This window comes from Microbacterium sp. T3-8, from assembly GCF_055398145.1.
Genome location: NZ_AP027918.1, coordinates 221827 through 243352, shown reverse-complemented (window position 1 = coordinate 243352; position 21526 = coordinate 221827). Strand labels below are relative to the sequence as shown.

Here is a 21526-nt window from a genome sequence, read left to right as displayed (position 1 = left end):
TCCTGAGCGAGGAGCGCAGCGACGAGACGAAGGGCCGCCCCTTTTCGTGCGCGCACGAGACGAACGGTCGACTCACGCGGAAATGTGACGTCATCGGACGGAACGTCTGTTCACGGTGCGGAACGTCGATAGGCGCCCGGGCGATCTGACGGTTCTATGGGCGTACCCACCGCACGCCCGAGCGATCCAGGAGCCGCCGTCATGTCCGACACCACCGCGCAGAAGCCCGCCCACACCGTCACCACCGAGCCCGCCGCCCATCGCGTGCGCGTGCTCGCCGGAGACGCCGTGCTCGCCGACTCGACCCGCGCCATCGTGCTGCACGAGTCGAACCACGCCGACCGCTACTACCTGCCGCGCGAAGACGTGAACTGGGACCTGCTGCAGGAGACCGCGTCGACGAGCCACTGTCCCGTCAAGGGCGACGCCGACGACTACTGGGCGCTGAAGAGCGACCCCGCCACCGACGTCGCCTGGTCGTACCCGACCCCGTTCGATTACCTGCAGCCGATCGCCGGCCACGTGGCCTTCTACTCCGAGCGCGTCCAGGTGGACGCCGCCGAACTCCTTCCGCAGTAACGCCTCACCCGACCCCAAGGACACCGCCCATGACCGTTCTCTCCTCGCCCCCGACGGCACTTGTGCCGGGGCGCCGCAGGCCCCTGGCGATCGTCGCCGCCCTCAGCGCGACCCTGCTGGCGCTCGCCGGATGCGCGACCGCCACGCCCTCCGACGACACGACGGCGGATGCCGCGTCCGCGGTGTACCGCATCGGCATCAGCGATCCCGGCGCCGAGCTCGACCCGCTGACGGTCGCCGACGGCGACGCGCAGCTGATCACGGGGCTCGTCACGGAGCAGCTCGTGAGCTTCACCGCCGACGGCGAGGCGCTGCCGCGTCTCGCGACCGACTGGGAGGCATCCGACGACGGTCTCACCTGGACGTTCACGCTGCGCGAGGGGGCGACGTTCAACGACGGCGACCCGGTCACCGCCGACGACGTCGTGGCGACGTTCGACGCCCTCATCGGCGACGACAGCATCTCGCCCGCGAAGAGCGCGTTCACCGGCATCCTCGACTCCGTCGCCGCCACCGACGAGGGCACCGTGACGTTCACGCTCGCGCGGCCGTTCTCGGACTTCCCGCGTCTGCTCGCGGGCAACAACACCGGCATCCTGCCCGCCGACTACGAACCCGGCACCTGGCTCGAGAACCCGGTCGGTGCGGGGCAGTTCCTGCTCGAGGACTACGAGGTCGGCCGCAGTGTCACCTACGTCAAGAACCCCGACTACTGGAACGCCGACGAGATCGCCCTCGACGGCATCGAACTGAAGGTCTACAAGGATCCGCAGGCGATCGTGCTCGCGTTCCAGGCGGGGGAGATCGACCGCATCACCGTGTCACCCGAGGTGCTCGCGACCGTGAACGTCGACGACTACGACACCCTCTCGGCGGGATACAGCCACTTCTACGGCATCCACCTCAACGTCACCGAGGCCCCGTTCGACGACGTCACGATCCGGCAGGCGCTGGCCTGGGCGATCGACCGCGATGCGATCGTCGACCTCGTCTTCGGGGGTACGGCCACACCGGGCAACGACTTCCCCGTGCTGCCGGACTACCTGCCCCAGCCGCTCGACATCGAGCAGCGTGCGCAGGATCTCGACAAGGTCGCCGATCTGCTCGACGGGCGCACGGTGTCGTTCACGATCACGACGTCGTTCCAGCTCTACGGCGAGGTGCTGCAGCAGCAGCTCAACGCGATCGACGGCTTCGACGTGCAGCTCGAGGTGCTCTCCGACGAGCAGTACTACGCCGAGGGCGACGACTCTCCCTGGCTGAACGCTCCGCTCACCATCACCAGCTGGGGCAAGCGCGTGCCCTCGCAGTACTACTCGCTCTTCTACGCAGAGGGCGCGGCGTGGAACGCCGCGCACTACGCCAACCCCGACCTGGGGACGCTCGTCACCGACTTCGACGCCACGACCGACGAAGCCGAGCGCGAGCAGCTCATCACCGAGATCTCGCAGACGGAGTGGACGGATGTTCCGACGATCATCCCCGCCCTGGTGCGCTCGGAGGTGCTGCAGAACAAGCGGGTCACGGGCGACTTCATCGCCCCGATCGACTTCTGGTCGGGCTACAACTTCGCCGGCATCTCGATCGCGAGCGAGTGACCCATGACCGTCAGCTTCTCGTCGGGCGGGAACGCCGCGACGGCGTCGTCCGCCCGACGGGGGCTGGCGGTCCTCCGTTCCCGGCACAGCCAGGTGCCGCGACTGATCGGGCAGCGCCTCATCCAGGTGCCGCTCGTGCTGCTCGTGGTGTCGTTGCTGGTGTTCTGGCTGATCGAGGTCGTACCCGGTGATCCCGGTCGCAACGCCCTCGGCCAGTACGCGACCTCCGAGCAGGTGCAGGCATGGAACGAGGCTCACGGGCTGACCGGCTCGCTGGTCTCCCGCTACTTCGCCTGGCTGTTCGGTTTCGTCAAGGGCGACTGGGGCACCAGCCTCATCTACGGCGCTCCGGTGCGAGAACTCGTGCTGGGGCGCCTCGGCAACTCGCTCTTCCTCGGGGCGGTGGCGTTCGTGATCCTGGTGCCGGTGGCTTTCGGGCTCGGCGCGATCCAGGCCCGCCGCGAGGGATCGCGCACCGACCGCACGCTCACGATCGCGCTGATGTCGTTGGCCTCCGTGCCGGAGTTCGTGGTCGGCGTGCTGCTGCTGATCGTGTTCAGCCTGTGGCTCAAGTGGTTCCCGATCCAGTCGTCGATCAGCCTCGACGGCCCTCCGGTCGAGGTGCTGCGGGCGCTCGTGCTGCCGGCGGTGACCCTCGCCCTGGGCTACCTGTCGGTGTTGGCGCGCATGACCCGCACGGGCGTGCTCGACACCCTCGACTCGCAGTACTACCGCACCGCCGTCATCAAGGGGGTGCACGGTCCGCAGCTCGCGGTCGGGCACGTGGCGCGCAACGCGCTCATCCCCACGGTGTCGCTGCTGGGCGTCTACGTCGGCACGCTGCTGGGGGGCAGTGCGATCGTCGAGACGCTGTTCGGTTACCCGGGGCTCGGTGCCCTGCTGGTGTCGGCGACGGTGGAGAAGGACATCTTCCTGCTCGAGTCCGGGGTGATGGTCACGGGGGTCGTCGCGCTGCTCGCGCTCCTGATCACCGACATCGCCCTCGTGCTCATCGACCCGCGCGTGCGCTTCGACGAAGGGGAATGACATGGCACTCACCGAAGCGGTGCGCGGTGCCGACCCGGCCGCGATCGACATCATCGAGACGGATGCCGTCGCCACCGGCATCCGTCGTCCTTCTGGATCGCGTTCGCCGCGGCCGCGTCGCTGGGCCGCTCTCCTGCGCCGCCCGACGTTCGTGATCAGCGCGCTCATCGTGCTGCTCTGGGTCGCGGCCGCCGTGGGGTGGCGCCTCGTCGGCCTCGATCCCTTCGCCGACAGCGGCGCCCGCCTGTCGCCGCCGAGCGCCGAGCACTGGTTCGGCACCGACCGCATCGGTCGCGACGTGTTCGCCCGCGTGCTCGCCGGGGCCGAACCGGCGCTGCTCGTCGGACCGATCGGGGCGGCGCTCGCCACCGCTCTCGGGTCGACGCTCGGCCTCATCGCCGGCTACCGCCGCGGCTGGGTGGACCAGCTCTTCATGCGCGGTTTCGACGTGTTCCTCACCCTGCCGACGCTGATCTTCCTGCTCGTGATCGTCGGCGCGTTCGGCGGCAGCGCGCCGACGATCATCGTGGCGGTGGGCATCCTCTTCGCCCCCGGTATCGCCCGCATCGTGCGCGCCGCCGTGCTCGTCGAGATGGGCAAGCAGTACGTGACCAGTGCGCGCGTGCAGGGAGAGAGTGCGGTGCGGATCGTCTTCCGCGAGCTGCTGCCGAACGTCTGGCCGCAGGTGCTCGTGCAGGCGACGTTGAGCGTGGCCGGCGCGATCTTCATCTCGTCGTCGCTGTCGTTCCTCGGACTCGCGTCGGCGCCGCCGTCGCCCGACTGGGGGCTCGCGGTCAACGAGAACCGCACCTACCTGCAGGCCGCGTGGTGGACGCTCGCGTTCCCCACCCTCGCGATCGCCTCGCTCGTGGTCTCCCTCAACCTGATCGCAGACAACTTCCGAGAGGTGTTCCGACGATGACCGAACCATTGGTGAGCGTGCGCGGACTGAGCGTCGACTACGAGGTCGAGGGTCAGCGGCGGCGGGCCGTCGACGGCGTCGACTTCGATATCGAGCCCGGTGGGTCACTGGGACTCGTGGGGGAGTCGGGGTCGGGCAAGAGCACGATCGCGTTCGCCCTGGCGCGGTACCTGCCGGCGGGGGCCCGGGTGAGTGCCGAGCGGCTGACCGTCGCGGGGCACGGCGTGCTCGGTCTCGGACCGCGGGAACTGCGCGAGTACCGTCGAGGCTCGATCGGCTTCGTCTACCAGGAGCCCGCGCGGGCGCTCAACCCCACTCGGTCGGTCGGCAGCCAGGTCGCCGAGACGTACCGCTTGCAGGGTCTGCGCTCGGCGGCGGCGCGGGCGGCGACCATCGCCGCGTTCGCCGACGTCGGCCTGCCCGACCCCGCCTCGTTGGTCCATCGATTCCCGCACGAGCTCTCGGGAGGGCAGCAGCAGCGCGTCGTCATCGCGATGGCGCTCGCCGCGGATCCGCGCCTGCTCATCCTCGACGAGCCGACCACCGGGCTCGACAGCCGGGTCGAGGCCGAGGTCATCGCGCTCGTCGGCCGACTGCGCCGGGAGCGCGGGTTCGCCACCCTGCTCATCAGCCACAACCTGCCGCTCGTCGCGAGCCACACCGAGCGGATCGGGGTGCTCGAGCGCGGCATCCTCGTCGAACACGGTGAAGCCGCGGGCCTCGTCGAGACCCCGCTGCACCCGTACTCGCGTGTGCTGGTGGAGGCGGTGCCCTCGCTCGACGCGCCGTCGCGCCCCGTCGAGCCCGAACACGCGCAGCCGCTGCTGTCGGTGCGCGGTGTCACGAAGCGCTACGGCGCGCACCTCGCGCTCGACGGCGTCGACCTCGACATCGGCCGCGGCGAAGTGCTCGGCCTCGTCGGCGAATCGGGCAGTGGCAAGACCACGCTCGGCCGGGTGATCGCGGGGCTCGCGCGCTCCGAGGGCACGGTGGAGTTGGACGGTTCGGATGCCGCGGACGCGGTGCCCGTGCAGTTCGTGTTCCAGAGTCCCGACGCCTCGCTCAACCCGCGGCGCACCGTGCGGCAGACGCTCACGCGATCGATCCAGCTGCTGCGCGGAGACACCGACGCCGAAGAGCTCGCCCTCTCGACCGGACTCGCGGGCGACGTGCTCGACAAGCTCCCCGACGAACTCTCCGGCGGCCAGAAGCAGCGCGTCGCGATCGCCCGTGCCTTCGCCGGCCGCAGCCCGCTCGTGGTGTGCGACGAACCGACCTCGGCGCTCGACGTGAGCGTGCAGGCGCGCGTGCTCGACCTGCTCGTCGAGCTGCAGGAGCGCACCGGGGTGTCGTACCTCTTCATCACGCACGACCTCGCTGTCGTCCGCCGCATCGCGCATCGCGTCGCCGTGCTCAACGGCGGACGCATCGTCGAGACCGGAGCGGTCGACGACGTGCTCGGTGCGCCCCGGCATCCGTACTCGGCATCCCTCGTGGATGCCGCCCGCAGCCTGCGCGGCGAGACCACGCGGGGGCTCCGCGACGTCATCGCCGCGTAGGCCCGCGAAGGACCGGGCGCGACCTGCGGGAGGTCGCGCCCGGTCGTCTCCTCGGGCCCTGCGTTGCTGAGCGTGGGCCCTGCGTTGATGAGCGTGAGTCCTGCGTTGCTGAGATTGAGCCCTGGGTTGCTGAGCTTGTCGAAGCATCGCGGGGCGGGACCCTTCGACAAGTTCCGGGACCCGAATCCGAGCGGCCCGCGTTCATAACTCCTCAAGAACGCGTCCGCCGGGCCTTGAAACAGCCGAATCCGGCCCGATCTTCCCGATTCTCCGGAGTTATGCGCGGCCCCTGCGTACCCAACTCAGGACAAACCGAGCTCGGCGGACCGAAATCCATTGTTTCTGGCCCGATTCCGCCCGTTTGTCCTGAGTTAGGACGGCGTCCGCCTGTCGCGCGTACACTCGCGGGACGCATCAGAACATCTCGTCCGCACACGGTCCGCTCGCCCGCGCCGATTCCGGGAACAGGGCGTTCGTGTCCCTGGCGGGCTAGTGCGACCAGGTCTATCCGGTCGGGTACCTCGAGGACCTGCGCCGCGAATGGCCCGACTGACCGGGTCACGTGAGAGCGTCGGCGATCGCCGCACCCTCGGCCGCGTCGATGCGGCGCCAGAACTCCACGGCGCGGTCGCGCAGCGCCGGGTCGGTGATCTCGGCGAGCTGCGACACGACCACGCCGCGCAACCTCGCTCGGCCGGCATCGTCGAGCACGCGGCGCACGAGGTCGCCCGCCTGGCGGAAGTCGTCGTCGGCGTCCCACTCCCGGGCCTGCGCGGCGAGGTCGTCGTCCCAGCCGCGGGCGGATGCCGTGAACGGCGCGACCGCACGACTCGCGACCCCCTCCTGCACGCGGTGCCGGTGGAAGCGCCAGTAGCTGTCGATGCGCGAGAGCAGCATCGGGTCGGGGCTCGGGCCGATGCCGGGAACGAAGCTCGACGGGGCGAACGCCGCCTGCTCGATCTCGGCGACCTCGTCGTCGGGGTTGCGGTCGAGCACGAGCCGGCCGACCTCGATCAGCGGATACGACGCTTTCGGCCAGGTCTTGGTGAGGTCGAACGCGTTGAACGGGGCGCTGCGGGCGTCGTCGTCGGGCATGACCTGCACCGACAGCGTCCACGACGGATGCTCTCCCCGGTCGATCGCGGCGCGCAGGTCGTGCCGCTGATGGTCGACCTCGGTCTCGTCGATCTCGGATGCCTCGTCGTCGGAGAGGTTCGAGATGCCCTGGTCGGTGCGCAGGTGGTACTTGACCCAGAAGCGCTCGCCGGCGGCACTCACCCACTGGAACGTGTGCGATCCGAAGCCGTCCTGGTGCCGCCACGACCGCGGGATGCCGCGGTCGCTCAGCAGCCACGCCACCTGGTGGGCGGACTCGGGGTTGCGGGTCCAGAAGTCCCAGAGCCGGTCGTAGTCGAAGACCGAGCCGTCGCGGTACATCTTGTGGGCGACGACGAGAGAGGCGAACTTCGCCTCGTCACGCAGGAAGAAGACGGGGGAGTTGTTGCCGACGAGGTCGTACTCGCCGTCGGGGGTGAGGAACTTCACGGCGAAACCGCGCAGGTCGCGCCAGGCCTCGCGGCTGCCCCGGTAGCCGAGAGTCGCCGAGAATCGCACGACGACATCGGTGCGGATGCCGGGCTGGAAGAGCCCCGCGCGCGTGAAGGCGCGCACGTCGCCGGTGGTCTCGAAGAAGCCGAGCGCACCCCCGCCCTTCGAGTGGCGGATGCGCACGGGGACCGGTCCGGGGTCGGCGGCCGGGTAGTCGGCGCGACGTGCGGTGGTCCCCGTGCTCACCGGGTCAGGCCTTTGCGCCGGGGCCGTCGCCCACGGGGCGGATCTCGAGGGAGTCGTAGAACGCGATGTGCCCGCCGATGGGCGTGAACGCGCTGATGGGTTCGGGGTACGACCACGCGACGGGCGAGGCATCCGCACCGTCGGCGAGGGCCCAGTAGTCGCTGGCGACGCCCTTGAACGGGCAGAACGTGGTGTTCTCGACGCGGCGCAGCCGGGTGAGGTCGACGTCGCCGCGCGGGAAGTAGAGCCGCGTGGGCACGTCGACCTCGTGCAGTTCGATGACGTTCGAGCTGGTGGCGATGCGTTCGTCGCCGCTCCAGACCTCCACCGTTCCCTCGTGCGCGGTCAGGTGCACGAGGCCGTCGGTGGCGATGCCGGGGGCGTCGAGCACGGCGGAATCGGTCATGGTGTTCCTCCTTCGGGGTGGCCGGGCGCCGAAGAGGAACGTCGCGTGCTGGATCACGAGCGTCGCGGTGGGTTCGAGCATCTTCTCCTCCTCGGTCGGATGACACGCCCATCAAAGCCCCGTCGCCCGGATCGCGCGACGATGGTTCCTCTCGGTGACGACACATGACTCCGGATGACGCGCGCGGTCTCCGCGTGACCGGCGTTGACGCCCCGTGAACCGCACCGTTCCGCTCGTCGAGGGGCCGCTCTAACGTGGCGCCATGTCAACCCCGCACTCGCCCGCCGGCGTCACCGAGTCCCTGCACATCGGTCTGTTCGCGCACCTCGCCGATCATCGCGGCGCGGTTGAGCAGACGTACCTCGACTACCTCGATCTGTTCGTCCATGCCGAGGGGCTGGGCGTCGGGTCGGCGTGGGTGCGTCAGTTCCATCTGGCGAAACCGGATGCCGGTCGGCTGGGTGGCCTACCGTCGCCGTTCGTGTTCCTGGGCGCCCTCGCCGCGCGCACCTCGACACTGCGGCTGGGCACGGCGGCGATCACGCTTCCGCTCGAGCAGGTGCTGCGGGTGGCGGAGGATGCCGCGGTGCTCGACGCACTCAGCGGGGGCCGGGTGGAGTTGGGGCTCGCGAACGGTGGACAGCCGCAGACGGCATCCGCGTTCGGCATCCCGCACATCGGCGATCGCACGCAGAGCCGCCGGGCCTATCTCGAGGCCGTCGATCGGCTGGCCGCCGCCCTGCGCGGCGAGGCCGTGACCGTCGACGGCGAGGTGATCGCCCCGGCGCGACCGGACCTCGCCGACCGGATCTGGCACGCGACCCTCACCGCGCAGAGCGCGTACGAGACCGGTCAGCGCGGCGAGGGCGTGCTGATCGGCACGACCCAGGTCGTGCCGGGCGAGGTGTCGGCCGAGGCGTACCACCGGGGTCTCGCCGAGGGGGCGGTGCCGCGGCTCGGCTTGTCGACGTGGATCTTCCCCGGCCGCACGCGTGAGGAGGCCCTCGCCCAGGCCGAGGAGGGGCTGATCGCGAAGTGGCAGTGGGCGCGGGACTTCCTGCCCCAGGCCGACTCGACCGCGCAGATCGCCGAGCGCCTCAACCTGCACTACGGCACGGCCGACGACATCGCGGCGTCGATCGCGACCCACCCGGCGTTCGCCCACACGACGCAGATCCAGTTGCAGCTCGATGGCCTCTACCGTTCGCTCGAGCAGCAGAAGGACGCCCTCGAGCTCTTCACCTCCGACGTCGCACCGGCGCTGAACGCGGCGATCCGCCGCGAGGTGGCCGCATGAGCCGCGCGCCCCTCGTCTTCGCGGCCGGCGTGTTCTACCCGGGCGGCGAGCACATCACCGGCTGGAGGTCGGGCGCCGACGCGTCGTCGTACCTCGACCTCGACTACTGGACCCGCTTCGCGCAGACCGCCGAGTCCGGGCGCTTCGCGACACTGTTCCTCGCCGACGAGCTGTACGTGTGGGATCGGTTCCGTTCGGGCATCGAGCACGGCACCAACGTGCGCCTCGAACCGTTCACGCTGCTCAGCGCGCTCTCGCAGCTGACGACGAAGATCGGCCTCGCCGCCACGGTCTCGACCACCTACAACGAGCCGTATCACGTGGCCCGCAAGCTCGCCTCGCTCGACCACCTCAGCCACGGCCGCGCGGCGTGGAACCTGGTCACCAGCGCGAGCGACGAGGAGGCCCGCAACTTCGGCCGCGACACGCACCTCGACCACGGCATCCGCTACGAGCGCGGCGCCGAGTTCGTCGACGTCGTGAACGGTCTCTGGGACGGCTGGGACGACGACGCCTTCATCTTCGACAAGAGCTCCGGGCGTTACGCCGACCGCTCGAAGCTCCACGTGCTCGAACATCGCGGCGAGCACTTCGCCGTGCGCGGACCGCTCAACATCCCTCGCCCGGTGCAGGGGCATCCGCCGCTGTTCCAGGCCGGGGCGTCGGAGGCCGGCCGAGCGTTGGCGGGTCGCACGGCGGATGCCGTCTTCACCCTCGGCGGTGGATCGCTCGCGTCGGGCCAGAAGCTCTACGACGACTACAAGCGGCGGGCGCTCGCCGCAGGCCGCGGGGCCGACGATCTGAAGGTGCTGCCGTGGTTCTCGCCGATCATCGGCGACACCGATGCGGATGCCGAGGAGCGGTTCCGCGAGCTCGCCGAGCTCACCCCCGAGCGGGTGCAGGTCGACCTGCTCGCGCACTACCTGGGCGTCGATCTGGGCGAGCGCGACGTCGACGAGACGTTCACCTTCGACTTCGATCACGAGGGGTTCAACCAGTCGAAGTCGGGGTACAAGGCGATCGCCGACCTGCTCGCGCAGCGCCCCTACACGCTGCGGGAGCTGGCGTGGGAGGTGCTGCGCCGCCGCTTCACCGTCGGCACGCCCGACACCCTCGCCGCCCACCTCATCGAGAGGTACGAGAACGGTGCGGCCGACGGGTTCATCCTGATGGCGCCGACCCTGCCCGACACCCTCACCCGGTTCGTCGAGCACATCGTGCCCCGCCTGACCGATCACGGAATCTACCCGGGGGAGTACGCGGGCGACACCCTGCGCGAGAACCTCGGCCTCGCCCGCCCCGCCGGAAGGTACGCCGCATGACCCGTCGACTGCTCCTCGCCGCTTTCCTCTTCCACCCGGGAGGGTCGCACGTCTCGGGTTGGCGTCACGACGACGCCGAGCCGCACCGGCACGTCGACATCGACTACTACGCCGACTTCGCGCAGACCGCCGAGCGCGGCATCTTCGACACGCTCTTCCTCGCCGACGGGCTGTACTTCTGGGATCGCTTCCCCTCGGGGATCGACCACTACGGTCAGACCCGGCTCGAACCGCTCACGCTGCTGTCGGCGCTCGCCGCGCGCACGAGCCGGATCGGGCTCGCGGCCACGGTCTCGACCAGCTACAACGAGCCGTACCACGTGGCCCGAGCGCTCGCCTCGCTCGATCACATCAGCCGTGGACGCGCCGCCTGGAACCTCGTCACCTCGCGCTACCCCGAGGAGGCCCGCAACTTCGGCGGCGATGCGCACCTCGACCACGCGCTGCGGTACGAGCGCGGGCGGGAGTTCGTCGACGTGGTGCAGTTGCTCTGGGACAGCTGGGCCGACGATGCGATCCTCGCCGATCGCACGAGCGGGCTGTTCGCCGACCCCGAGAAGCTGCACGTGACCGATCATCGGGGAGACCATTTCGCGGTGCGCGGGCCCCTCAACATCGCGCGACCTCCGCAGGGGCATCCGCTGCTCTTCCAGGCCGGCGGGTCGGAGGCCGGGCAGGAGCTGGCGGCGGCGACCGCGGATGCCGTGTTCGCCCGCTCGCTGCCGCTCGCCGAGGCGCAGCGGTTCTCCGCCGGGCTCAAGGCGCGTGTGGTCGCCCACGGGCGCGACCCCGGAGACGTCGCGATCCTGCCGCAGTACCGCCCGGTCGTGGGCGAGACGACGGCGGATGCCCGGGCCGAGGCCGCACGCATCCTCGCGTCCACACCCGACGCGTTGATCGTCGAAGACGTCGCGCACTCGATCGGGCAGGTGCTGAGCGCGGATCCGGATGCCGTGATCGCGCTCGAGTCGGACGCCGGTGCCGCGGGCGGTGTCGCCGCCGGCATCGCCAACGAGTCGAAGTCGCCGAACCGGCGCCTCGCGCGGCTGCAGGCGGGGGAGCGCCTGACGGCGCGGGAGTTGTACGCCGAGTCGTTCTGGGAGTCGGTGTCGGTGGGTACGGCGTTCGAGATCGCCGACGACATCCAGGAGCGCTTCGAGACCGGCGCCGCTGACGGCTTCGTCGTGCAGGCGCTCACGCAGCCGACCGGGTTCCGCGAGTTCGTCGACCAGGTGGTGCCCGAGCTCCAGCTGCGGGGCCTCACCCGGCGCGCGTACGAGGAGAGCACGCTCGGCGAGCGGTTCGGTCGCGCGCGGCCCGAGCGCCGGGTGCCGGAGTCGGTGCTGTCATGAGCGGCCTCGGATTCAGCACGCGGCAGCTGCACGCGGGGGAGCGGTACGACGGGCCGCACGCGCCACGCGCGACACCCATCCACCTCAGCGCGGGCTTCGTGTTCGACGACTTCGATCAGGCGCATGCGCGCTTCGCGGGCACCGACGAGGGCTTCAGCTACACGCGCGTGGGCAACCCCACGAACGCCGCCGCGGAGCGCCGCATCGCCGATCTCGAGTCGGCCTCCGCGGCGCTGCTCGTCGGCAGCGGACAGGCCGCGGTCGCCACCACGATCCTCGCCCTCGTCTCGACCGGCGACCACGTGCTCTCCTCGTCGAGCATCTACGAGGGCACCCGCGAACTGCTCCGCGACGACCTCGCCCGCCTCGGCGTGACCGTCGACTTCGTCGCGGACCCGAACGACCTCGCGGCGTGGGAGCGCGGCATCCGTCCGAACACCCGTGTGGTGTTCGCCGAATCGATCCCCAACCCCAAGAACGACGTGCTCGACGTCGCCGCCCTCGCCCGCCTCACCCGTCGGCACGCGATTCCGTTCGTCGTCGACAACACGCTCGCGACGCCCTACCTGCTGCGGCCCCTCGAAGACGGCGCCGACATCGTCGTGCACTCGGCGAGCAAGTTCCTCGCCGGCCACGGCACGGTGCTGGGCGGAGTCATCGTCGACGGCGGAACGTTCCCGTGGGCGGCCCACGCCGACGCCTACCCGCAGATCGCCCGCACGCCCGGGCCCGACGGACTCACCTTCGCCGAGCGCTCGCCGCACACGGCGTTCCTCGACTTCGCCCGCCGCGTCGCGATGCGGTACGGGCCGGTGCCGTCGCCGCTCAACGCCTTCCTCATCCTGCAGGGGATCGAGACGCTGTCGCTGCGCGTGCAACGGCAGTCCGACTCGGCACTGCACCTGGCGCGCTGGTTGGAGGGGCATCCGCAGGTCGAGTCCGTCGACTACAGCGGGCTGCCGTCGAGCCCGCACCACGCCGTCGCCCGCCGCTACCTCACGCGCGGATTCGGGGCGGTGCTCGCCGTCACCGTGCGCGGTGGGGTCGACGGGGCTCGCGCCTTCACGAACGCCCTGCGCGTCTTCACCCGCATGACCCATCTCGGCGATGTGCGCTCTCTCGTGCTGCACCCCGCCACCACCACGCACGTGCTGCGCGATGCCGACGAGCTCGCCGCCGCCGGCATCCACCCCGGTCTGCTGCGGTTGTCGATCGGGTTGGAAGACCTCGACGACCTCGTCGCGGATCTCGATCGGGCGCTCGGTGCGGTCGCGGGGGTCGCGGGGGCGTCATCGGCGAGGGCGGAGGTGCCGGTGGAGGCGGTCTCGCCGCGGCGTCTGCTCGCGGTCTGAGCGGAGCATCCGCCCCATTTCTCGAAGGGTCCCACCGCGTGCGCACCCCCTATCGCCGCCCGAGCGGGCGGGGTACCGTCGCCCCATGGGACGCCTCATCTACTCCATGATCACGTCGCTCGACGGCTACGCGAGCGGTCCGGACGGCGGGTTCGACTGGGCGCTCGACCCGGGCGTGCACGCCTTCATCACTGAACGGTTCGACGACGTCGGCACCTACCTGTACGGCCGGCGCATGTACGAGACGATGTCGTACTGGGAGACCGCGCACCTCGAGCCCGACCAGCCGCAGGAGGGCATCGACTACGCCCTGAGCTGGCAGAAGGCCGACAAGATCGTCTTCTCGCGCACGCTGGCCGAGGTGTCGAGCGCCCGCACCCGTATCGAGCGCGAGTTCGACCCGGAGGCGGTCGCGCGGTGGAAGGACGAACTGCCGCACGACCTCACGATCGACGGCCCCACCATCGCGGCCGAGGCGATCCGCGCGGGCCTGGTCGACGAGTTCCAGATGTTCATCGGGCCCGGCATCGTGGGCGGCGGGCTGCGGTTCTTCCCCGACGGGGTTCGCCTCGATCTCGACCTGATCGACGAGCACCGTTTCGACGGAGGGCTGATGTACCTGAGGTATCAGGTCGCCGGCGCCTGACGGCGGATCGGGTCAGGGGCGTACGCGCACCGTGCGGGCCTCGAACGACACCAGGTCGCCGTCGTGCAGCTGGCGCCCGCGGCGGCGGTCGACCTCGCCGTTGACCTTCACGAAGCCGTCGATGATCGCCTCTTTCGCGTCGCCGCCGGAATCGATGAGTCCCGCGAACTTCAGGAACTGGCCGAGGCGGATCACCTCACCGCCGATGGAGACGTCGTCGATAGCGCTCATCCCTGCATCGTATCCGCCCCGGCGCGGGCCTCAGTCGTCGAGGTCGGTGCCGACGACGGCGAAGGCGCTGTCGAGGTCGATGTCGATCGAGCGGTTGTCGCTCGTGAGCACCGACACGTCGTAGGGGCTGACGCTGTCGTCGTCGACGTCGAGGTCGGTGATGAGCCCCTCGGCCTCGTCGAGCGCCGCGGCGACGAGCGAGCGGATGGTCGCCTCATCGAGGGTCAGCGATGGGCCGGTGTCGTCACCGTCGGCGGCATCCGTCGACACGATGCTCGTCGCGAGGTCGGCGGTGACGCGCACCTCGGACTCGTCACCGGATGCCGTCTCGAGCGTGACCTCCCACGTGCCGTCGCGCTTCGCGTCGATCGAGGTGACCTCGCCGTCGGCGGCGCCGCGGGCGGCATCCGCGATCTCGACGATCTCGTCGGCGGAGTCCGAACCGATGCCGGTCACGGGGCCGTCCTGCTGCGGCGCGCCGTCGTCGGAGCGGTCGTCCTGTCCGCGGTCGTCTCCGCGGTCGCCGTCGTGGCGCTGGCCGTCCGACATCGAGGGGCGGTCGTCGTCGTCACCGAAGTCGTCGCCGATCGCCGCTCCGATGGCGACGCCGCCGCCGGCGAGCACCACGGCCGCGGCGATTCCTCCGCCGATGAGCAGGGCGCGCTTGCGTCCCGGCTTCGGGGCGGGAGCGGCAGGGGCGGCGGATGCTTCGGCCGAGGGTGCGGTCGGCGCGGGCGTCGCGGCATCCGTCGTCGGGGTCACGGGCACCGTCGGAGCGTCGGGCGTGGACTCGGGCGTCTGGTCGGGGTTCGGGGTCTTGTCGTTCATGGCTTCATGCTCCCGCGACACCGCTGAAGCCACCCTGAAGCGTCCTGAAGCGGTCTTCAGGAACGCGGCTCCGTGCGGTGGGCCCTTCGACAGGCTCAGGGACCTTGTCGCGCTGGGTCGCTGAGCCTGTCGAAGCGTCCCGCCACGAGAACTGGCTCCGTGCCGCTACCGCGCGAGCGGCAGCGTCACGACGAACCGTGCGCCACCCCAGCGGGAGTCGTCGACGGCGACCGTTCCACCCGAGGCCGCGGCGATACCCCGCACGATCGCGAGCCCGAGTCCGCTGCCGCCGGCGTCGCGGCTTCGCGCCTCGTCGAGGCGCACGAAGCGCTCGAACACCCGCTCCCGCTCGTCGACCGGCACACCCGCGCCGTCGTCCTCGACGGTGACGAACACGTACCCGTCGGCGGGCGCGACCCCGATCGCCACGCGGCCCTGCGCGTGCCGGGCTGCGTTGTCGGCGAGGTTGCGCAGCAACTGCCCGAGCAGGCGCGGGTCACCCTCGACGCGGGCGGCGCGGATGCCGGACCCGTCGACCTCCACCCCCGAGGAGCGCAGTCGCCGCAGCTCTCCGAGCGCGATGTCGTCGAGGTCGACCGGCTCGTGCACCGAGCCGGCACCCTCATCGAGGCGGGCGAGCAGCAGCAGCGACTCCACGATGCCCTGCAGCCGCAGCCCCTCGTCCGACACGACCTCGGCCAGTTCGCCGATGCTCGTGGTCGAGGGGTGGGCCTGGGCGAGCTCGGCGTGCTGGCGGATCACGGCGAGGGGCGATCGCAGTTCGTGCGAAGCATCCGACACGAATCTGCGCTGAGCCGTCGCCGACGCGTCGAGCCGATCGAGCATCCCGTTCATGGTCGACGCGAGTGCCGCGATCTCGTCGGCGGAGTCGGGCACCGCCACCCGGTGGTGCAGGCGTTCGGCGGTGATGCCGTCGACCTCCTCGCGGATGCGACTGACCGGCCGCAGCGCGCGTCCGGTCACGAGCCACGTCGTCACGGCGACGAGCAGCAGCAGCAGCGGAACGGCGACGGTGAGCAGAACCGCGACGGTCGACAGTGTCTCGGCGTCGTTCTCGACCGAGACGGCGAGCACGAGGGTCCGGTCGTCGTCGAGGTCGTCCGAGAGCACGAGCATCGGTTCGTCGTCGATGGTCATCGTGATCGCGTCGTCGGTGACGGGCAGAGCGGTCGAGCCGAGGGCATCCCGCGCCTCTTCGCTGGCGGCGCGCACCGATCCGTCGTCGGCGATGATCTGCACGATCTCGTCATCGAGCCCGCCGAGCCCGCCGAGCCCGTCGGCGCCGTCGGGCCCGCGACCGCCCGGCTGGTCGAGCCGCTCGGCGAGCTCGTCGAGGCGCTGCTCGGCGGAGCGCTCGGTCGCCGAATGGATGCTCCCGCTCAGGATGCCGTAGAACGACACCGCGCCGATCGCCAGCGCCACCGCCACGACGACCGTCGCACCGAGCGTGGTGCGCCCGCGCACCGACCGCCAGCCGCGCCTAGCCACCGTCGGCCGCCAATCGATATCCGGCGCCGCGGATCGTCTCGATCGCCTCGCGGTCGAAGGGCTTGTCGACCTTCCGCCGCAGGTGGCCGACGTAGACCTCGACGATGTTCGGGTCGCCGTCGAAGTCGTCGTCCCACACGCCCTCGATGAGGGTGCGCTTCGAGATCACCTGCCCGCGGTGGCGCATGAGGTACTCGAGCACCGAGAACTCGCGGGCGGTGAGGGTGATCGGCGTCTCGCCGCGCCAGACGTCGTGGGCGGCGGGGTCGAGGCGCAGGTCTCCGGCTTCGAGCACGGCCGGGCGTGCGACCGCCCCGCGGCGCACGAGGGCGCGGATCCGGGCGACGAGGATCGCGAACGAGAACGGCTTCGTGACGTAGTCGTCGGCACCGGTCTCGAGGGCCTCGACCTGGTCCCACTCGCCGTCCTTGGCGGTGAGCATGAGCACGGGCGTCCAGTTCTCCTCGGCGCGCAGCGCCTCGCACACCTTCCACCCGCTCATGCCCGGCATCATCAGGTCGAGCACGATCGCGTCGTAGCGGGTCTCGCGGGCGCGCCAGAGCCCGTCGACCCCGTTGTGGGCGACGTCGACCGCGAACCCTTCGGCTTCGAGCCCGCGGCGCACGGCGTCGGCGAGACGCACCTCGTCGTCGACCACCAGAATGCGCATGCCTCCAGTGTGCTGCCTTTCTGCTGAAGCGCGGCTGAAGTCGGGGCGCGAGGGCTGATCGACGAGCACCGAACCGAGCATCGAGATGCAAGCCCTTCGTCTCGCTCCGCTCGCTCAGGAACCGACACGGGGTCGCTGAGCTTGTCGAAGCGTCCCGGCACGAGGAACCCACCTCACCCGAGGAACGAGAAGAACTCCCGGCGCACGGTGCTGAGATCGGTGCCCTCGCGAGTCGGGTGCACGCGGTTGGTGAGCAGCACGCCGAAGGCGCCCGAGCGCGAGACCGCGAACGCGGTGCCCGTGAAGCCGGTGTGGCCGACGGCATCCGCCCCGCCCATCCAGGCCGCGTCACGCACGCGCAGGCCGACCGCCTGTCCGTACCCGGCATCGGCGGTCGCGGCGGGCGTCGTCATCAGACGGATGCCGTCGGCCGACAGCACGCGTCCGCCGGCGCCGACCCCGTCGTCGCGGATCATGCGCGCGAGCGCCGCCACGTCTTCGACCGCCCCGAAGAGCCCGGCGTGCCCCGCGGGGCGGCCGAGGGCGTGAGCCAACTCGTCGTGCACCTCGCCGCGCACGAGCCCGCGATGAGGCTGCACCTCGGTCGCCACCGCGAGGTCCGCCGAAGGCTGCCAGGTCAACGACGATGCGCCGAGCAACCCCGCGATCTCGGCCACGTGCGCCTCCAACGCCCGCCCCGAGACCCGCTCCACGATCTCGCCGACCGCGATGAATCCGACGTCCGAGTAGCGGTGCATCGAGCCCGGCGACGCGACGAGCGGCGACCGGAGCACCGCCGAGCGCAGCTCCTCCCCGGTGAGTCCGGTCCGCCACATCCGCCCCTCGGCCGGCAAGCCCGACGTATGCGTGAGCAGTTGCCGCAGCGTCACGCCATCGGCCTCCGAGCCGACGGGCACGAACGACCGCACGGGCTCGTCCAGCCCCAGCAGCCCGGCGTCGACGAGCCGCAGCACGGCGACGGTCGTGAACGTCTTGGTGAGCGAGGCGAGGTCGAACAGGTGCGCCGGGGTCAACGGCATCCGCTCGTCATCGGCGGCGGAGCCGAGCACCACCGCACCGTCGTCGATCGACCGCAGCGATGCCCACGCCGACCCCGGAGCGCCGTTCACCACGCGCGACTCACTTGCTCATGCCGGAGGTGAGGCCGTTGATGATCTGCTTGGTGGCCAGCAGGAACAGCACGACCAGCGGGATCGTGGCGATCGTGAGACCCGCGAACAGCTGCGGCCAGTCGGTGGAGTACTCGCCGAAGAAGCGGGTGAGCCCGACGGGCAGCGTGTACGAGTCACGGTCGCGCAGCAGGATCAGCGGGTAGAAGAAGTCGTTCCACACGGGCACGAAGCGGAAGACGATCACGGTCGCGAGCGCCGGACGCACGAGCGGCAGCAGGATCTGCACGAAGGTGCGGAATGGACCCGCGCCGTCGATGCGCGCCGCCTCTTCGAGCTCGATCGGCAGGGCGCGGAAGAAGACCGTCAGCACGAAGGTCGTGAACGGGATGCCGAGGGCGCCGTACACGAGGATCAGGCTGAACACGTTGCTGGTCATCTTGAGCGAGTCGAGCAGATAGAACAGCGGCAGGATCGCGAGGTGCACCGGCAGCATGAGGCCCGAGAGGAACACCGCCTCGATGCCCCGGAAGAACTTCGCCCGCGCCCGGGCGAACGCGTAGGCCGCGAGCACCGACACGACGGTGGTCACGATGACCGAGCCGACCGTGACGGTGATCGAGTTGACGAAGTAGGTGTCGAAGGATGCCGTGATCCACGCGTTCTGGAAGCTCGTGAACGTCGGCGGCACGGGCAGGCCGAGCGGCTCGGTCGCGATCTGCTGCTGGGTGCGCAGCGAGTTGTTGACCATGAGCAGCAGCGGGCCGATCGCGACGAGCGCGTATCCCCACAGGAACACGTTCGCGAACAGGCGTCCGATGAACGGGGTGTCGTTCGTGCGGCTCGACCGGCGTCGGGGCGCGGCGGGGCGACGGCCCGAGACGATGGCCTCGGTGGTCGGCTCCGGGCGGGTTTCGGTGGCGGTGCTCATCAGAACAGCTTTCGTTCGGCGCGACGCATCGTCGAGGTGATCACGACCGAGATCACCATGATGAAGATGAAGAGGACCGTCGCGAGCGCGGAGGAGACGCCGATCGAGTTCGGGTTGCCCGACTCGAAGGCGGTGCGGTAGAAGAGCAGCATCATCACGTCGGTCGACCCGGCCGGGGCGCCGTTGGATCCGGCGAGGGCGAACGGGATCGCCATCGCCTCCATGCTGCCGATGAAGGTGAGCACGGTGATGATGCCGATCGTGGGCGTGAGCATCGGCAGGGTGATGTAGCGGAAGCGCTTGGCGGCGGTCGCGCCGTCGAGCGACGCGGCCTCCTCGATCTCCTCGGGGATGCCGCCGAGCGCCGCGCCGTAGAGCAGGATCGGGAAACCGAGCCACTGCCAGGCGCTCACGAGCACGATCACCCAGATCGCGAGCTGCGGGTCGCCGAGCCACGGCAGGGCGAGGCTCTCGAGGCCCACGCCGCGCAGGATCGCGTTGACCGGACCGAACAGCGGAGACAGCATGAGCGACCACAGGTAGCCGATGACCATCGGGCTCACGAGGTAGGGGAGCGCGAAGATCGTCTGGAAGAAGCGCTTGGTGCGCTTGCGGCGATGCAGCAGCGTCGCGATGCCGAGGCCGAGTGAGTTCTGGAAGACGAGCGCCCCGGCGAACAGCAGCAGGTTGTGCCCGAACGCGTTCCACAGCTCGGAGGCGTACGGCTCCTTCGTGAGGAGCGTGATGTAGTTGGCGACGCCGGCGAAGCCGCCCTGCTTGGTGCCCTGCCAGTCGAAGAACGAGTAGCTGAGCGCGGCGAGCATCGGGTAGAGGATCAGCACCGCGAAGAGCACGGCCGCGGGCAGCACGAACAGCGCCGCCGTGGGGGTGCTCAGCGCGATGCCCGCGCGGGTGCGGCGTTTCGGGGCGCCCGAGGTGGCGGGGTCGCGCCGGAGGGGGAGGGTCAGGGCCATGGTGTGTCTTTCGCTCCGCGAGGGGGCGCCGGATCGACGCCCCCTCGTGTTCGGATCAGGAACCCGGGGTGAACCAGGTGGAGACCCCGGACTGCAGGTCGGCGCCGAGCTGCTCGGGCGTCTTGTCGCCGAGGAACATCGCCTGGATGTCCGGGCCGAGCACTGCGGTGCCGGTCGGGTCGCCGTAGCGGAAGTCGACGAGCAGCAGGTACGGCGCCGGGTTGGCGGTGTACGCCTCGTTCATCTCCTGCATGAGCGGGTCGGAGTAGGTCACGCCCGGGAGCGCCGAGAACTGGTCGACCTCGTCGGCGACGAGCTGGCCGAACTCCGTCGTGGTCATCCAGTTGAGCAGCTCGGTCGCGGCATCCTGGTTCTCGCTCGCGGCGTTGATGCCGAAGCTGCCGTCGGCGTAGCCCGGGGTGACCGCGTGGTCGAGGGCGCTGCCGGGGGCCGGCGGCACCTCGTACACGCCCCACTCGGTGTCGGGCGCCGAGTTCTGGAACGTCGGCAGGTCGAACGAGCCGCCGGGCCACTGCGCGGCCTGGCCCGAGGTGAACTGCAGCACGGCGTCGGCGACGGCGATCGCGTTGACGTTCTTGTCGAGGTACTTCTGCATGTCCTGCACGATCTGCAGCGACGACACGTAGGCGGGGTCGGTGAAGTCGGTCTCGCCGGCGAGCACCTTCTCCTCGAAGTCGGCGCCGCCGTAGTTGGCCGAGCCCACGATGTCGTGGAACATCGGCAGCACCCAGTCCTCGCGGGCGCCGAGCGCCATCGGCGTCACGCCCTCGTCGAGCAGGGTGTCCTGCAGCTCGATGAACTCGTCCCAGTCGGTGGGCTCCTCGAGGCCCATCTCGTCGAACATCGTCTTGTTGTAGAACATCTGCATGGTCTGGTACGCGAAGGGCACGCCGTAGGTGGCCCCGTCGTCCTTGCCCTGAGCGGCGCGCAGCACGGTCGGGTCGAACTGGTCGAGACCGTCGACGATGTCGTCGATCGGCACGATCTGCTCCGACTGGATCGCGGGCTGGATGCCGCCGTAGGCGCGCAGCATGGCGATGTCGGGTCCGTCGCTGCCCTCGAGGCCGGTGGCGAGGATCTGGTTGTACTCGGTGGGCTGGTAGCCCTCGAACTCGATGGTCACGCCGGGGTGCGATTCCTCGTACTTGTCGAAGACGGCTTCCCACTTCGGCGACGAGGATGCCTGCCAGGACCAGATCTTGAGCGTGACCTCTTCGCCGTCCCCGTCACCGCTGGACGCGGCGGGAGCGCAGCCCGCGACGGCGAGCCCGGTGACGAGAAGGCCCGCGGTGAACGCGAGTCGGGTGGTGCGGTGTCGCATGGGAATCCTCTCGGTTGATGAGAGCCGTCGGACGGGA

At 70.4% G+C, this 21526-nt stretch carries 20 protein-coding genes; 10 read left to right on the top strand and 10 right to left on the bottom strand.

Going from position 1 to position 21526, the window contains the following annotated elements; translation table 11 throughout:
* Nucleotides 1–201 precede the first annotated feature (201 nt).
* The 5 genes from ACZ5Y9_RS01205 to ACZ5Y9_RS01185 are packed head-to-tail and all read left to right on the top strand — an operon-like array spanning nt 202 to nt 5705.
* Entirely contained in the window at nt 202–579 is a 378-nt protein-coding gene (locus ACZ5Y9_RS01205) for a DUF427 domain-containing protein (protein WP_247624111.1), read from the top strand.
* A 29-nt stretch (nt 580–608) separates the two neighbouring features.
* Nucleotides 609–2177 carry an ABC transporter substrate-binding protein gene (locus ACZ5Y9_RS01200; RefSeq protein WP_247624112.1) on the top strand — a complete coding sequence of 523 codons (1569 nt, stop codon included), beginning with the start codon at nt 609–611 and terminating at the stop codon, nt 2175–2177.
* Nucleotides 2178–2180: 3 nt separating this feature from the next.
* The gene (locus ACZ5Y9_RS01195) at nt 2181–3224 is read left to right on the top strand and encodes an ABC transporter permease (protein WP_247624113.1); all 1044 of its coding nucleotides are present in this window, start codon (nt 2181–2183) and stop codon (nt 3222–3224) included.
* 1 nt (nt 3225) lies between these two features.
* Complete coding sequence (locus tag ACZ5Y9_RS01190; RefSeq protein ID WP_464472030.1) at nt 3226–4146, top strand: ABC transporter permease; 921 nt, start codon at nt 3226–3228, stop codon at nt 4144–4146.
* Nucleotides 4143–5705: an ATP-binding cassette domain-containing protein gene (locus tag ACZ5Y9_RS01185; protein WP_464472029.1), complete on the top strand. Its 1563-nt coding sequence runs from the start codon at nt 4143–4145 to the stop codon at nt 5703–5705. Before ACZ5Y9_RS01190 ends, ACZ5Y9_RS01185 begins: the two co-directional genes overlap by 4 nt.
* Before the next feature lie 558 nt (nt 5706–6263).
* Here the strand turns inward: ACZ5Y9_RS01185 and ACZ5Y9_RS01180 are convergent.
* Nucleotides 6264–7499, bottom strand: a complete 1236-nt coding sequence (locus tag ACZ5Y9_RS01180) for a catalase (protein ID WP_464472028.1) — start codon at nt 7497–7499, stop codon at nt 6264–6266.
* A 4-nt stretch (nt 7500–7503) separates the two neighbouring features.
* Nucleotides 7504–7986 carry a DUF427 domain-containing protein gene (locus ACZ5Y9_RS01175; protein ID WP_247624117.1) on the bottom strand — a complete coding sequence of 161 codons (483 nt, stop codon included), beginning with the start codon at nt 7984–7986 and terminating at the stop codon, nt 7504–7506.
* A 181-nt stretch (nt 7987–8167) separates the two neighbouring features.
* Here ACZ5Y9_RS01175 and ACZ5Y9_RS01170 point away from each other — a divergent pair, with 181 nt between their 5' ends.
* The 5 genes from ACZ5Y9_RS01170 to ACZ5Y9_RS01150 all read left to right on the top strand — a co-directional run bounded on the left by ACZ5Y9_RS01170 (nt 8168) and on the right by ACZ5Y9_RS01150 (nt 13874).
* Entirely contained in the window at nt 8168–9202 is a 1035-nt protein-coding gene (locus ACZ5Y9_RS01170) for an LLM class flavin-dependent oxidoreductase (protein ID WP_464472027.1), read from the top strand.
* Complete coding sequence (locus ACZ5Y9_RS01165) at nt 9199–10524, top strand: LLM class flavin-dependent oxidoreductase (protein WP_464472026.1); 1326 nt, start codon at nt 9199–9201, stop codon at nt 10522–10524. Before ACZ5Y9_RS01170 ends, ACZ5Y9_RS01165 begins: the two co-directional genes overlap by 4 nt.
* A complete protein-coding gene (locus ACZ5Y9_RS01160; RefSeq protein WP_404597054.1) occupies nt 10521–11876 on the top strand; it encodes an NtaA/DmoA family FMN-dependent monooxygenase in 1356 nt (451 codons plus the stop codon). Before ACZ5Y9_RS01165 ends, ACZ5Y9_RS01160 begins: the two co-directional genes overlap by 4 nt.
* Nucleotides 11873–13228 (top strand): O-acetylhomoserine aminocarboxypropyltransferase/cysteine synthase family protein, encoded by a 1356-nt coding sequence (locus tag ACZ5Y9_RS01155; RefSeq protein WP_464472025.1) that lies wholly within the window; start codon nt 11873–11875, stop codon nt 13226–13228. Before ACZ5Y9_RS01160 ends, ACZ5Y9_RS01155 begins: the two co-directional genes overlap by 4 nt.
* A gap of 85 nt (nt 13229–13313) precedes the next feature.
* Entirely contained in the window at nt 13314–13874 is a 561-nt protein-coding gene (locus ACZ5Y9_RS01150; protein ID WP_247624122.1) for a dihydrofolate reductase family protein, read from the top strand.
* Between the two features lie 12 nt (nt 13875–13886).
* Here the strand turns inward: ACZ5Y9_RS01150 and ACZ5Y9_RS01145 are convergent, their stop codons facing one another.
* From ACZ5Y9_RS01145 to ACZ5Y9_RS01110, 8 genes are all read right to left on the bottom strand, one after another.
* Complete coding sequence (locus ACZ5Y9_RS01145) at nt 13887–14105, bottom strand: RNA-binding S4 domain-containing protein (RefSeq protein WP_247624123.1); 219 nt, start codon at nt 14103–14105, stop codon at nt 13887–13889.
* A 30-nt stretch (nt 14106–14135) separates the two neighbouring features.
* Nucleotides 14136–14933 (bottom strand): hypothetical protein, encoded by a 798-nt coding sequence (locus tag ACZ5Y9_RS01140; RefSeq protein ID WP_464472024.1) that lies wholly within the window; start codon nt 14931–14933, stop codon nt 14136–14138.
* A 165-nt stretch (nt 14934–15098) separates the two neighbouring features.
* A complete protein-coding gene (locus ACZ5Y9_RS01135; protein WP_247624125.1) occupies nt 15099–16442 on the bottom strand; it encodes a HAMP domain-containing sensor histidine kinase in 1344 nt (447 codons plus the stop codon).
* Nucleotides 16435–17112: a response regulator transcription factor gene (locus ACZ5Y9_RS01130; RefSeq protein ID WP_247624126.1), complete on the bottom strand. Its 678-nt coding sequence runs from the start codon at nt 17110–17112 to the stop codon at nt 16435–16437. The genes ACZ5Y9_RS01135 and ACZ5Y9_RS01130 overlap by 8 nt, the downstream gene beginning before the upstream one ends.
* Nucleotides 17113–17285: 173 nt before the next feature.
* Nucleotides 17286–18245 carry a serine hydrolase domain-containing protein gene (locus ACZ5Y9_RS01125; RefSeq protein ID WP_247624127.1) on the bottom strand — a complete coding sequence of 320 codons (960 nt, stop codon included), beginning with the start codon at nt 18243–18245 and terminating at the stop codon, nt 17286–17288.
* A 7-nt stretch (nt 18246–18252) separates the two neighbouring features.
* The gene (locus tag ACZ5Y9_RS01120) at nt 18253–19173 is read right to left on the bottom strand and encodes a carbohydrate ABC transporter permease (RefSeq protein WP_247624128.1); all 921 of its coding nucleotides are present in this window, start codon (nt 19171–19173) and stop codon (nt 18253–18255) included.
* A complete protein-coding gene (locus ACZ5Y9_RS01115) occupies nt 19173–20147 on the bottom strand; it encodes a carbohydrate ABC transporter permease (RefSeq protein ID WP_247624129.1) in 975 nt (324 codons plus the stop codon). Before ACZ5Y9_RS01115 ends, ACZ5Y9_RS01120 begins: the two co-directional genes overlap by 1 nt.
* A 55-nt stretch (nt 20148–20202) precedes the next feature.
* Nucleotides 20203–21489, bottom strand: a complete 1287-nt coding sequence (locus ACZ5Y9_RS01110; protein ID WP_247624130.1) for an ABC transporter substrate-binding protein — start codon at nt 21487–21489, stop codon at nt 20203–20205.
* Between the last annotated feature and the right edge of the window lie 37 nt (nt 21490–21526).